General features: G+C 39.8%; 15 protein-coding genes and 3 pseudogenes. 9 read left to right on the top strand and 9 right to left on the bottom strand.

Going from position 1 to position 12,701, the window contains the following annotated elements; translation table 11 throughout:
• Positions 1-12 precede the first annotated feature (12 nt).
• The 4 genes from BCT49_RS10205 to radC are packed head-to-tail and all read right to left on the bottom strand — an operon-like array spanning position 13 to position 1,590.
• Positions 13-189 carry a hypothetical protein gene (locus BCT49_RS10205; protein ID WP_004735678.1) on the bottom strand — a complete coding sequence of 59 codons (177 nt, stop codon included), beginning with the start codon at positions 187-189 and terminating at the stop codon, positions 13-15.
• Between the two features lie 3 nt (positions 190-192).
• A complete protein-coding gene (locus tag BCT49_RS10200) occupies positions 193-636 on the bottom strand; it encodes a DUF2787 domain-containing protein (protein ID WP_102435119.1) in 444 nt (147 codons plus the stop codon).
• A gap of 46 nt (positions 637-682) precedes the next feature.
• Positions 683-1,120, bottom strand: a complete 438-nt coding sequence (locus tag BCT49_RS10195; RefSeq protein WP_198595840.1) for a DUF2787 domain-containing protein — start codon at positions 1,118-1,120, stop codon at positions 683-685.
• On the bottom strand, positions 1,117-1,590 hold the full coding sequence (gene radC, locus BCT49_RS10190) for a RadC family protein (RefSeq protein WP_102435117.1): 474 nt from the start codon (positions 1,588-1,590) through the stop codon (positions 1,117-1,119). Before radC ends, BCT49_RS10195 begins: the two co-directional genes overlap by 4 nt.
• Positions 1,591-2,876: 1,286 nt before the next feature.
• On the opposite strand from radC, the gene BCT49_RS10180 reads away from it, so the two are divergent.
• The 4 genes and pseudogenes from BCT49_RS10180 (at position 2,877) to BCT49_RS10165 (ending at position 6,276) form a co-directional block, all read left to right on the top strand.
• Positions 2,877-4,523 carry a response regulator gene (locus tag BCT49_RS10180; RefSeq protein ID WP_102435115.1) on the top strand — a complete coding sequence of 549 codons (1,647 nt, stop codon included), beginning with the start codon at positions 2,877-2,879 and terminating at the stop codon, positions 4,521-4,523.
• Positions 4,524-4,546: 23 nt separating this feature from the next.
• A complete protein-coding gene (locus tag BCT49_RS10175; RefSeq protein ID WP_157938608.1) occupies positions 4,547-4,903 on the top strand; it encodes an Hpt domain-containing protein in 357 nt (118 codons plus the stop codon).
• Between the two features lie 55 nt (positions 4,904-4,958).
• A pseudogene (locus BCT49_RS10170) lies at positions 4,959-5,699 on the top strand (DDE-type integrase/transposase/recombinase); the annotation flags it as partial.
• 232 nt (positions 5,700-5,931) lie between these two features.
• Positions 5,932-6,276, top strand: coding sequence for a hypothetical protein (locus BCT49_RS10165; protein WP_102435113.1), 345 nt, complete (start codon positions 5,932-5,934; stop codon positions 6,274-6,276).
• A 269-nt stretch (positions 6,277-6,545) separates the two neighbouring features.
• Here the strand turns inward: BCT49_RS10165 and BCT49_RS10160 are convergent, their stop codons facing one another.
• Entirely contained in the window at positions 6,546-6,707 is a 162-nt protein-coding gene (locus BCT49_RS10160) for an IS66 family transposase (RefSeq protein WP_102435112.1), read from the bottom strand.
• A 180-nt stretch (positions 6,708-6,887) separates the two neighbouring features.
• A pseudogene (locus BCT49_RS10155) lies at positions 6,888-7,069 on the bottom strand (transposase); the annotation flags it as partial.
• 241 nt (positions 7,070-7,310) lie between these two features.
• Here BCT49_RS10155 and BCT49_RS10150 point away from each other — a divergent pair.
• The 5 genes from BCT49_RS10150 (at position 7,311) to BCT49_RS26140 (ending at position 10,725) form a co-directional block, all read left to right on the top strand.
• Entirely contained in the window at positions 7,311-8,582 is a 1,272-nt protein-coding gene (locus BCT49_RS10150) for a methyl-accepting chemotaxis protein (RefSeq protein WP_241908051.1), read from the top strand.
• A 55-nt stretch (positions 8,583-8,637) separates the two neighbouring features.
• The gene (locus BCT49_RS26150; RefSeq protein WP_241908050.1) at positions 8,638-8,937 is read left to right on the top strand and encodes a hypothetical protein; all 300 of its coding nucleotides are present in this window, start codon (positions 8,638-8,640) and stop codon (positions 8,935-8,937) included.
• Complete coding sequence (locus tag BCT49_RS10145) at positions 8,937-9,314, top strand: hypothetical protein (RefSeq protein ID WP_102435111.1); 378 nt, start codon at positions 8,937-8,939, stop codon at positions 9,312-9,314. Before BCT49_RS26150 ends, BCT49_RS10145 begins: the two co-directional genes overlap by 1 nt.
• A 128-nt stretch (positions 9,315-9,442) precedes the next feature.
• Positions 9,443-10,081, top strand: coding sequence for a PAS domain-containing protein (locus BCT49_RS26145; protein ID WP_133151657.1), 639 nt, complete (start codon positions 9,443-9,445; stop codon positions 10,079-10,081).
• Between the two features lie 80 nt (positions 10,082-10,161).
• Complete coding sequence (locus BCT49_RS26140; RefSeq protein ID WP_277869416.1) at positions 10,162-10,725, top strand: methyl-accepting chemotaxis protein; 564 nt, start codon at positions 10,162-10,164, stop codon at positions 10,723-10,725.
• Positions 10,726-10,966: 241 nt separating this feature from the next.
• Here BCT49_RS26140 and BCT49_RS10135 read toward each other — a convergent pair whose 3' ends face one another.
• The 3 genes and pseudogenes from BCT49_RS10135 to BCT49_RS26130 all read right to left on the bottom strand — a co-directional run.
• Positions 10,967-11,902, bottom strand: coding sequence for an LPD25 domain-containing protein (locus BCT49_RS10135; protein ID WP_102435110.1), 936 nt, complete (start codon positions 11,900-11,902; stop codon positions 10,967-10,969).
• Between the two features lie 115 nt (positions 11,903-12,017).
• The gene (locus BCT49_RS26135) at positions 12,018-12,296 is read right to left on the bottom strand and encodes a hypothetical protein (protein WP_241908049.1); all 279 of its coding nucleotides are present in this window, start codon (positions 12,294-12,296) and stop codon (positions 12,018-12,020) included.
• Positions 12,297-12,316: 20 nt separating this feature from the next.
• A pseudogene (locus BCT49_RS26130) lies at positions 12,317-12,701 on the bottom strand (hypothetical protein); the annotation flags it as partial.

The following is a 12,701-nucleotide window of genomic DNA, read 5'->3' as shown; positions in this document are numbered from 1 at the left end:
AGTCGATTAACATTATCGACGGTTGTTTTTATCTCTCAGCTCTGAGATGGCTACCAGTAACCCAATCAGCAGTACCACTAGAAAGCCTAAGGTCGTTAGGGTCCCAATGGCACCAAAGAAAGGGGAAAGAGAAAGTAACGTGATGAGGGCAGAGATAAGCTTGATGGTTTGTAGAAGAAGGGAAGTCATGAGTTATTGCGGGGTGAGGGTAATATCGTCGAATGCCTCCATCTCGACGTATGTGAGAAAGTTACTCTCCCACAATTGATACAGCTCGACAGCCTCACGGTTATCTTTCATTGAAAACCAGCCGTGGTAGCTGGCGAAACATTGACGAGCGCGAAAGTCAAAATCCAAATTCCGCTCAAGCTCAGGGTAGTAGTTCCCCATATAAGCAAAGTCTGTGATGTACTCAATACACCATTCTCCTGTTGAAGATTGGTAAATAGACATTTCGACAGGGTGAAAGCCACCAGCATCAGCACTGTAAGTTTTATCACGAAAGTTAAAGACCACATGACGGCTGGTGGAGAGCGTTTTATTGTTAAACAAATGTGCCGAGTAACGCACATTGAGTAAGGCATACAGCTTCTTAGAGACAGGTAAGGGTAATGACGTAAAGGCTAATTGGGACATCGACAGTCCTCCTTGTTTAGGGATAAATCAGAAAGTAGGTAGAGGATTAGTTAAACGAGCTGACTAGCGAGAGTTGCACGCTATCAAAGACGTTTCGGGTTAGGTGGCGAGTTAATGCATTCATCCAAGCGGTGAGCACCTCTTGCACTTCTGGATGAGATAAATCCGTTGTTCCTGTATCGGGTTGATAAAACCAACGATTAGCAAGATGAAAGTACAACTCTGGCTCTACTGAAGTACTGTTGTCATTAGGGTAAGAAAAGCTCGCAAAGAACACGATAAGCCAAGGCTCTGAGCGTGACTCTCGTTTGAGCTGTATCTCTATAGGGTGCAATCCTTGACGATGGCGGTAGTAACTCATTTGACGGCAGTTCAATACCAGTCTTTCAGCCTGTTCAGGCAGTGTATGACCAATAAGAAGATTTTCTAGTGACGAGAGCAGTGCATCATTGATACTGATATCACCATAGTGTTGTTCAATCATAGCCAGCCTCGCTCAGCAAATGAGGTGCAGGTTTCGCCCGTCACGACATGATCCAATACGCGCACATCCACCAGAGCGAGCGCGTCTTTGAGTCTTTCGGTTATACGTCTATCCGCTTGTGAGGGGGTTGAGTCACCTGAAGGGTGGTTGTGAGCCATAATCACTGCTGCTGCATTCACTTCCAACACAGCTTTTACTACTTCTCTTGGGTAGACACTGGCGGCATCGACGGTGCCATGAAAGAGCTCTTTAAACTCAATCAGTCGGTTTTGGTTATCCAGTAGCAGTAAAGCAAACACTTCACGTTCATAGCTGCCGAGTTTGCAGCGTACATACTCTTTGGTGGCATCTGGGCTGATTAAGGCGTCACCACGCACATAGCGCGTTGCGAGTATCTCAGCGGCATGCTCTAGGATTTCATTTTCCTGATAGCGCTGTTGTTTTTTGTAATCAGAGTTAGGGGTAGTCATTACGGGCTCCTGTCGGATTCAATGATGGGTATTCACATTGATGACATATGCCTGAATATTTTTTGTTTTAGAGTGAGAATCTCTGGACGTTTACAAGGGAATAAGTGTTCTTGAAAGCGGAGAGCTTTAGGGAGAGCTTTAGGGAGAGGTTTAGGGAGAGGTTAGAGAGAGGTTAGAGAGGAAAGCTGATGGAGTTAGAATGAGAAAGAGTAGAATCACTTGGTGAGCGCAATGTAATCGAAGTACCTGTTAGCGTAGAAGTGCTCCATTACCATTCATAGCTAATACTCTACATCGGAGTCTTCTGTACGCAGCACATCTACGGTAGAGAGCTGAGTTGAAATATGCAGACCAATTTCATCTGTCACGCGTGATGGCTTATGTAAGAGACGAACCCGTAGAAGCACATTTACTTTAAAGCAAAGGCCACTGAAAATTGTTGGTGTACAGTCATTACTTAAATTATCGAGTTACCGGTTAATTGGCGTTTAGAATCAATAATAATTTTCTTAAGATTGTATTTTCAAGTTGATTGTGTATGAAGGGAGAGGGTTTATAATTCGAGATAGAAAAATCAGCTTTCATGCAGAGGATTATGAGAGCTGGGAATATGAACAAAATAGGTTCATCAACAATTGTACAAAACGTTAGTTTTACTAGGTGCCTCCGGCTTAATAGAGGCGGGGGGACTCTAACGTCAAATATAAAGCATGCCTTGTTTCACAGGTAACAGAAGTGCAAGTAAGTCATCCCTTTTAACTATTGATAGTTAAAAAATGAACATCTACTCAACCTTATGATTGATAAAAATATTTCCAATTAATAAAGAGGCTTATGTTGTAGGAAGAATTGAAATGGCCTCGACATTTAAATATTCAATGAGCTATAGTGAACTAGGTGCACAAGTTGAGGGGGCAATATGACAACAGATGTCAAAGTCAAAAACCTATTTGAAATTTATTGTAGGTGTACAGAAGAGCAGAAGAGCATTATAAATAAGGAAATTTATTCACTGTTGAATGATGATGTTAGAGTTTTTAATAAGAGCTCTAATTCATATGGTAATAAAAATACGGCAAGTGTCTTAAAGCAGGGAAATATATGACAAGTTCAGTGTCTGTGGTCGAATTATTATTTGGTAAGGAGTGTCTATATTCAAATTATACAAGCTTAGAGCTATGGAGGAATAAGGTAATATTATAAGTGTAATTAGCCATTTTTTTGACTTTTTTGTTAAATAGTGGCTATTGTGAAAACTTATGGGATAGGCTAGGCAGGGAGTAAGTATGGATGATAAAATAAAAAATATAGATAATTTTAAATGTCTAAATATATTGATCGTTGATGACTCAAAAACGTCGGCAATGTTAATTCGTCAACAAATTCATTCATTAGGGACACCACATGATAATATCCATATTTGCTCATCATATCAGGAAGCTGTTAAATGTGTGAGCCAATGTTTTTATAATGTTTTAATTGTCGACTATCATTTAGAGCAACGTATTAATGGGAATGAATTAGTCTACTTGCTACGTAAGAAAAATTTATTAAACTACCAAACTGGTATTATCGTTATTTCTGGAGATTCTAGCCAAGAAACTGTACTCACCGTATTATCAAGTAAAGTGCAACATTTCATTAAAAAACCAATTCAAACACAAATGTTAGCGGTGAAAATTATTAACGTTCGTGATGATCAGAAGAGTATAGCTCAAGCTCAAAAATTAATAGCTAATGAGCAGGTTGATTTATTCGAAAAGGCAGATGAGTTGAGCTCAATAATTGATATAAGTCCTTCATTGATTGTAATTGAATCAAATATACTTGACACACTCGAAGAGCAGCAGCAGTGGGCTTTATTATCCTTAATGTTACAACGGTCTACAACGCCAATGCATATGAGCAAAGTTTCTTCAATTGCTTCTGACTTTCTCCAACAAGGGCGATTTAATGAAGCGAGTCAAATACTAGAAAATTTCCTAATTTCGAATCCTTTAGCACATAAAGCCCTCGATAAGCTGGCATATATTTACGATAAATTGGAGAGGCCACATGATGCATTACGAGTAGCAATTAGAGCATTTGAGTGTACACCTAGTATTCAGAGAAGAATGTTAACCGCAGCAAAGCTTTCAGCTAAAGTCCATAATACCTCTACGTTGATAAGTATTGGAAAAGCTTTCGCACAGAACTTATCTATTATGGATATATCATGGCTCAGTGGTGTGATCTGTTATAGTGATTGTGTATTAGAGCAACTACAAAAACAATTACCCTCAAGCGAGAGAAAACAGTTGGTTTCATGTATGATCCATTTTTTTAAAATTGTGAATCAAAAAGTTACTGTTTCACAACGCCCATTCTTAATATGCTATAAACAGCTATTTTCCGCTTACATTTATTTAATGAAAAATCGACCAGATGAAGCGCATCAGTGTTTATTTAAGGCTATTAGTCCTCATTACGATTTATTTGATAAGTTACCAACTGCTTTAATGGTAAAAATGATTCACTTAGCTGAACAGTTTGGTGAAATCTGGCTCTCAGAATACTTATTAACCTTGGCGGCTACACGAGACCTTATTGATAAGCAAACTAAAAATGAGTTGATGAATTTGACTTCAGAGAAGTATCGGACCGATAAAGTAAGAGGTTTAAAACAAAAACTACAAGTTGCAAAAGAGGCAAATAATACGAATGATCCAAAATCCTACACTTGTTACCAAGTGCTACTTGATGAGTATCCTTTATGTGTTGAGGCTCAACTAGGTTTGATGAAAGCGAGCATTTTATTTAATCGAGAGACTCAATATCAGAGTGAACAACTCGATAAACTAATGAGTTACAATTATTTACCTACTAACTGGCGCTTATGGTTAGAAGATATAAAACGAGTCGGTATAAACCTTCCTTTACCAGACGCTCTTTAGCTTTACTCTTAAAGGTAATTATTATGATTGATTTTTCACCTTTTTTTAAAGAACTAGACAATAATTCTGAATCTATACAACTAGTATTGGAGGCTTTTCTTGAAGAGTATCGGGATTGCCAGAGAACGATAAATCAGCTCTATAAAGAGCAGAACTGGCCTCAGCTATTTATGCTGGCTCACTCTTTAAAAGGGATCTTGACTAGCTTTGGAGAAACGGAAGTAAGTGCCCTGCTTACTAACATTGAGACTCAATCTAGAGTAAACGGCCCTGTAAATGAGGTCGACATTAATGAAATTTGTCAACTTATGCCATTGGTTGAGTTTCAAGTCAAACGAGAGTTAGATAAAAGTATTGACTCCCCTGAGCAGTGTGAATAATTCTCTGTCGAGAGGCGCTGGAAGATAACTATTAGAATATACCTATACAGGTACACAGCTTTCTTTACATGAATCTCAAATCTATGGGTGGCGGAAGAACTCGAAGAAAGACACCAATACTAGCAAGAAAGAGCAAGAGCTAGCCGCAGAGGTTGCCAAAGCTGAGTAAGCAGAAGAGCTAGAAATTGTAAAAAAGGTCGCGACCCACTTCGCGAAAAATCTAAAATAAATTGCTATGAATTTATGCTAGAACACCTACTGTGCTTCAATATTGTGCGTATGACTAAGGTGTTCGGGGTATCCCTAAGTGGGTTTTATTACTGGATTAAACATAGTCATAAGGCCATCCAATGCGGGGCAATACGTCAAAAGCTTGATACCAAGGTCAAAGAAGCTTTTGAAAACAACAAAGGCCGAGATGGTTCAAGGTGAATCCCAAAAGAACTGTCTGAAAGCGGTAATAACCACAAGGTTTAAACTATAGCGACCAGTATGAAGCGTCAAGATTTAACGCAGCGGCTCCGAATGAAAAATGGGCGGGAGAAAACCTATGTTGCGATAAGCGAAGGCTGGCTGTACTTGGCGGTAATTATTGACCTTTACTTCAAGACAAGTAATCGGATGGTCTATGAATTCCAGAATGACAGTTACGCTGGTCTGTGATGCACTACCAATGGCATTGTTCCGTCGCGAGTTCCCTGAGCAAGTTATCGTTCATAGTGATCGAGGTCGTCAGTACTGCTCAAAAAACTATCGAAACATCATCGCGGGTTATAAGTTAAAGAAAAGTATGAGTAATTGAGAGAGCCGTTGGGATGCGCCCTATGGAGCTGTAATTTAGAAGCTTGAAAGCCGAGTTGATACCAGCAACAGGTTACCTAACACAAGCTCAGCTAAGAAAGACATTAGCCATTACCTGATGAGTGACTACAATCGGCAATGGTCCATCAAGTAAATGACGGGGTGTCGCCAATAAAAGCCGAAAATCGACTTTTCTACAGTAGCGTTATCTTAGAATGGGAGGAGTAATGAAAGTAAAAAGTGAAGGTAAGCGATACATTAAAATGCAATACCCTGACGAGTGTTGTCCTGTTATTTCTATTAAGGAGCGCTCAAGACCGATAACGGTCTTGTCTGAAAGTGCTGTGGTGATCTTAACCCAAGGTGTGTCTGAAAAGTTAATGGGAGCGATTGTTGATGGCGTGATTACCTATCCGAACGGTGATGAAGAAGATGTGTATGGCTACATCATTTTTATTAAAGGGAAAAGTGTGGTTTTTAAGTTGCTTAACCATATTTCATTAGCTCGAATGAATGAGCAGCAACTGTGGGTGCGTCAGCATTACCCTCACTTTGATATGAGAATGAAATAGTATAATTTAGAGTGTCAAACCTGTGGCCTTATTGAAATCCCCTTCTCTATTTCGACGTGTAACTCGATGGAAAAGTGTCGATGCTTTAATTGTTGATTATGGCGTCAGCCGTGATTTGTCGCTATGAAGGTGGGGAACCAAAGCCGTTGACTACCATGGTAGAAGCGCTTCTATATCTGCGACCACCTCTGTATCTGGTCGCTTACTGAGAAAGAGTGAAGATAAGAGTAAGGTTCAAGATTGTTTAATTTCGCCGTTTTAATCAAGCTCTAACAAGTAGCACTCGCTTGAGCACTTGATGGTGTCTCAACAAAGAGCCAAGCTCTTCGCCCCATTGCGAATAGGTGGATTGCATTTTTAGTCATGATGTTGCTGATGCGTAGCTGACCGTCACCGCAGTAAGCCATCAGTTTTGAGCACTGATTTAGCATATAACTGACCGCTTTACCTGTTAAGCTTGCTGATGACCATGGTCATCTTCTTCCTTGGAGTATGCCCAAACGGAATAGTCCACCTTCCCCGGATAGTGTTCAGAATGACAGATACCGCCTTAGTTGGCGGTATCTGTGTCGATATTAGAAAGTCAATGAGTCGGTTCGCAGACGCACACTCTCAACTTGCTTGGTTCTACGACTGATGCTGGTGCAACGCGGACAACTTAATGGAACATGAGCCTGTCTGAATATCGAGTCGATAAATCCTGCAGCGCTCTCAGTGGTATAGAAAACACGCGTTTCATCATGAGTGCCGTCGTGATGGTTAAATCACTGAACCAACATGGCCTTCCGCCCTTTGTTCGTGGCTGTGCAGTTTGAAAATAATAAATAATTATGTACCTTAAGTAACAGAAGAAAATATGGATAACATATACAATAGACGCATCTATCAAGGAAGGTTGTTGTTATAAAAAACATCAAGAATGGTGCTCTCAATTTTTGATGGTTCAGCTTGAAGTTTAGAATGTTAGTTTGAATTCAAAATCTAGCTTTTGTTAATGTTTACTGGAATATAAATCCTTTCTATATAAAGAACTAATGTCTATTATGAAATCCATCAAGATCAAGCTCCTTGTCGTTCCTGTTTTATTCTCTATCGTTTTAGTTGCTCTTAACTTGCAAAGCGACAATATTTCTAATGATGTGATGCAGAGGTTTCAGTCGGTGTATGACGATAGAGTAGTCCCTCTTTCTGAACTAAAAAGAATTTCAGATCTATATGCAGTTAACGTTATTGATGCAGCTAATAAATACAATGTGGGTATGATTGATAGAGCTAGCTTTTATTCTGGTGCATCTAGTGCGATGAAGGAAGCTCGTTATATTTACTCTAAATACCTCCAGAAATCTTTAATATCTAGGGAGGGAATGCTCGCAAAGCGATTGGACGTAAAAATAGGTAAGGCCGAAAAGGATATCTCATTACTTATAGAAAATCATAAGTCTAATCAGATAAGTAACATAGAAATGATTGCTCAGTTATATGCAATTATTGATGCTATGGGGGAAGACTTGAACGGGTTGATTTTATTACAACTAGATATTAGTAAAGAAGCTGTATTGAGTTCTGAATTAGCTCTCAAATCAACATCTTCTTTTGCATGGTGGCTTGTCTTTCTCGCATCTATTATTTCTACCTGTGTATCTTATTTTTTAGTTAAGAGAGAGCTAAGGAACCTCCCCTTGATCGTAAGTTGGATTAAAGCATTAGATAATGGAAAATTATCGCAAGTTAAGCTTGAAAGAGGGAACAATGAATTAGATGTTATTTCTGATTCTGTAGCGCGTTTATCTTTTAAATTGAATTCCACATTGTTACAAGTTAACGCTAATTTGGAGTCTATTAACCAAAGGCAAGATGAGTCCTTGGAGCTCATCGAGGCCAACCAGAGTAATTCTATAAACGAACTCTCTTCAGTTGAGCAAATAGCAACAGCATCAACTGAGCTGTCCTCAACAGCCAGAGATGTTGCTGATAATGCGCAACTAGCTGAACAATCGGCAATTGAAGCAAGCGATATTATCCAGTCGAGCCAGATTGCTCTTAAAAACTCTACAGATGTAACTGAGAAGATATCTAAATCAATATCAGAAACCCAGACTATTGTTAATGTACTCAGAGAATACTCTGAACGCATCAGTAGCGTAGTCGTTGTGTTTGATAATATCTCTGAGCAAACTAATTTATTGGCTCTTAATGCTGCTATCGAGGCTGCTAGGGCCGGTGATCAAGGACGTGGTTTTGCTGTTGTTGCTGATGAGGTTAGAGCTTTAGCGGGTAAAACTCAACAATCAACAATCAACTATTGATATCCAAGAAATTATATCTCAACTTCAAGACCAATCTCAGCAAGCAGATGAATCCATGGGGCGAAATGTTGAATTGATGAATTTAACTAAATCTACAACTGATGAGTTGGAACAAGCATTTTATGCTATATCAGAAAAAGTCTTGAGTATTTCTGATGTTAATTCCATCGTAGCTACAGCGTCAGAGGAGCAAAGTGCGGTGACTGCGGATATATCTATGCAGCTTGAAAATATGAGCGTATTGGTTCAACAAAATCTTGAAGGTATTGAAAAGTCAGTGCTGGCAAATAAATCAGTTGTTGAAGTGACGCAAGAATTAAGTTCAGAATTAAGCATCTTTGAGGTGAAGAAGTAATGAGCCAGTATAAATGTGCTTTTTGCTCGCGTAGCGATGTGACTCTTATTCTATTAGGCTCTGCTCGAGCTTGTTGTGATTGTATTGCTACTGCTAATCAATTAGTTAATATAGAAAGGTTTTCTCCTAACAACCAAGTTGAAGAAATTGCTTTGTTATTTATTTTCTTTTTAGAAACTGATTTGATTTTGACTCGTCAGCTTCTCACTGCCCAATCCATGAGCGAGGGACTACAGAAATTGATTAGACAAAAGAGGGGAAAGTTAGCGAGCGTTGTTGTCGATTATAATGAAATTGGCGAGCATTATTCTAAAAAAATAAAAGCGTTGATAAAGGAGCATTCAGTCTTACTCGACCTCTATACGAACGCTACATAACTGAATTTTCAATTAAAATCATTGCTGATAAAAAATGGGTGTCCTTGTGGCACTCTTATCTCAAATGAATTTTCAGCATTATCTATTTGTGCTTAACATTACGAACATATATTTAATAGGTAGTTGGTTTGTTTTTTATAAAGAATAAAAAAAAGGTTGAAAGTTTGCCAGATGAAAATCTTGAACTGGTTGACTCTCTTTACCAATCTTTAGCTGTGATTGAGTTTGATCTAAATGGAACGATTCTAAAGGCAAGCGCCCCTTTTCTTGAATTTGTGGGGTATTCCATTGAGGAGATTCAAGGTAAGCATCATTCTATATTTTGCTCGGATTATTTTGTTCGAACTCCAGAATATGCTCAATTTTGGAGTGATTTGTCTTTAGGGAAGAAAAAAGGTGGGGTATTTACTCGATTAACCAAGGCGAAGGATGAAGTTTTTATTGAGGCTACCTACTTCCCTATATTCTCGAATGGCACAGTTGTTAAGGTGGTAAAGGTTGCATCTGATGTAACTTACAATCATCGCTTAAGCTTGGCTAATAATGAGTTACTGTCGGCACTAAATAGTACTTTTGCTGTTATTTCTTTTTTGCCTAGTGGTGATATCATTGAAGCAAATAAGCAATTTCTAAATACGCTAGGTTACTCGGAAAGCCAAGTGAAGGCTCAACATCATAAAATGTTTTGCTTTGATGATTTTTATCAAGAGAATCCTTTTTTTGGAAAGAGTTACAATCTGGTAAATCGTTTAGCGGTCGCTTTTTAAGGAAGAACTCTCAGGGTGGGCGGGTCTGGATTCAGGCATCATACTGCCCAATTATTAATGCAAAAGGTGATGTTTATAAAGTGGTTAAATTTGCTTCAGACATTACCGGAGAGGTGGTAAAGGAAGAGGCAACGGCTGATGCCACATCGGTAGCCTATAGTACCGCTGTTGAAACTGCCCAGGTAGCAGCGGATGGAAAGTCATCGTTAACTCTAGCTCAAGATGCTTCTAACTCCGTAGTTGAAAGGATTGAACATTCAGAGTTGTTAATTGGCCAACTAAAAGAGCTCTCAGCTAGTATTGAAAATATTGTTCAAATTATAGGTAATATTGCAAATCAAACTAATTTACTGGCTCTTAACGCAGCAATTGAGGCTGCTAGGGCTGGAGAGTATGGACGTGGTTTTGCTGTTGTTGCTGATGAGGTCAGAGCTTTGGCTGCTAAGACATCCACATCAACCGAAGAGATAAGTAAAGTTGTTTTAGATAACTTATCTCTCACCAATGAAATATCTCAATCTATGGGGGATATATCTCGCTCATCAGCAGATACGAGTGAAAGATTGGAGTCTGTCTCAGTAATGATAGATGAAATTCAAAAAGGGGCTGATGATGTGGCTCGTTCTGTATCTGATTTAACGTAATTACAGTTCAATCAAGCCTGTTAGCTAGTGCTATTTTACTCATTACACTAGCTCTCCACATCTCACTTTGCAATATCTGTAGTTATTTACGACTTGCTAAATTAGCAAAGACACTGATTCGCAATTGTCCGTACGACGTGAAGTCAATGAAGCGCTTTTCTGTGATCACCAAGCGGTTCTGTCGTTGATAACAGAAAAAAATAAGACCATCCAGAGAGGCGAATTGATCGCCTCTCTTCTTTTATTCGCTGATCGCGATCTCACCTAAAGGCACATACCGTGCTTTGTTCTCCTCTCTGTAAAAGTTTCGCTTCTTGATTTGCCATCCATAACGGATATATTTGGTGTCAGTTAGGTAATAGCCTTCTCCCATGGCAAAGCGCTCACGGTGTTCAACGCTTTTTTCTGGATCGTTAAGAAAAGCCGTTTCAGGGTGATTAAGGCATGCTTTGCGCAGCTCAGGGAATAGGTTTCGAGAGTGTTTCGACCAAGCGAGAATGATTGTCTTTAACGTCTTAGTATGAAACTCACCCGCATACGGCTCACTGCTTTCAGCGTCATAGTCCGTGAGTGTGGCAACAATCACGCCCTTTGCCCATTGTGGGACTTCTAGGGTTTCTTGAAACGCCTCCTCCGCTTGTTGGTGTTTACGCCATGCTTTTTCCCTCTCCTTTTGTTTGGCTTCTTCTTTCGCTACCTCTTGTGCTTTGGCTTGCTCCTCAACCTGTTTAACCTGCATACGCCCTAGGTCTACGAATGAGTGGTCCAATTCATAAGTGTTTATGAGTTCGATTAACTGCTGGTGGTGTTTGTCATAAAGCCAAGGCTTATCGACATCCCCCTTATGCTGACGATAATAACGAGCCATACTTAAACAGTGTTCAGCAAAGCTTTGGTCATTACCACCACAGCCTAAATCTAAGCGACATTCGTGCTGATATTCATTGTCAAAGGTCACGGTTACTTTTGTCTTATCGTACCCGCCTAATGGATTGCGTTTGGCAACTTTCAGAGCTTTCTTTTCGAATTCATTAAAGTCATAGAGTGTTTCTTCAGTGAACTCGCGAGATTCCGACCATTGGACAAGTACCGTGATCGGTTTAATTTTTTTTGCCTCTGATGTGAGTAAAGAATCCTGTTGGTCTTTGGATGAGCTGTTTAGTTGTGTTGTTTGCATGAGTGCTTCCTTTTTACGAATAAAATAAAAAGACCACCTTGATAACAAGGTGGCCTCTAGAGTGGTGGGTGAACGTGTTTGTGGGTCGTTAAGCTGGTGGGTTGTGTTTAACGTATTAGATAGAATGCTTCTTTACAGCGTGATAGGGCGGCTCTGAGCCATTTATCCAACACTTGCCTTGGTAACCATTGATGAGCTGCTGAAAGATCCACATCTCAAAAGCAGACTTGGGTTTTATTGCGACATCAAAGCCATCGTCATCAAATCGTTGCCGTTCTTTCCAAGTTGCATCTAAATCACTTAGCTGCGTTTTTAACTCATCTAGTTGGGTTTGTTTTGAGGTGTTTAATGGTGCTTTAAGCCATACCTCTAGGGTGTGGCTATACGGCATCACGCCATAGTCTTTAGCGAGGTTCAGGTGTTACGTAAGGCTCGTATCCAGCCTTCTGCCTTGGTATCGCGACCATTGAGTTTGACATCTCCTGATTCAGTGGCTGCTGACCAGTCACAACCGTATTTCACGAGTAGTTGGTTGAATGTGTTTACACCACAGAACTGCCAGCTACGAGCTCGTTTGTTTGTCTCCGTGTCAAAGAGATTGCTAGAGCCAATGAGCATGTGGAGCATAAATAGGTCCTCTTCACGCAGTCTAAGTCTGTAACGTTCATACAGGGCTTTTTTGAGTTCGTTGGTACTTCGGATGTCGGTATGGTTTAGGCGTTCTCTAAAGAAGGTACAGGCTTGCTGAATAACGTCTTCTTTTGGTACACGCAGTGCCAGTGAAGTGGTCAAGTAAAAC

The sequence above is a fragment of the Vibrio lentus genome (genome assembly GCF_002875945.1).
GTDB lineage: Bacteria > Pseudomonadota > Gammaproteobacteria > Enterobacterales > Vibrionaceae > Vibrio > Vibrio apostichopi.
The sequence above is the reverse complement of the archived record's forward strand: the minus strand, read 5'-3'. Positions and strand labels throughout refer to the sequence as shown.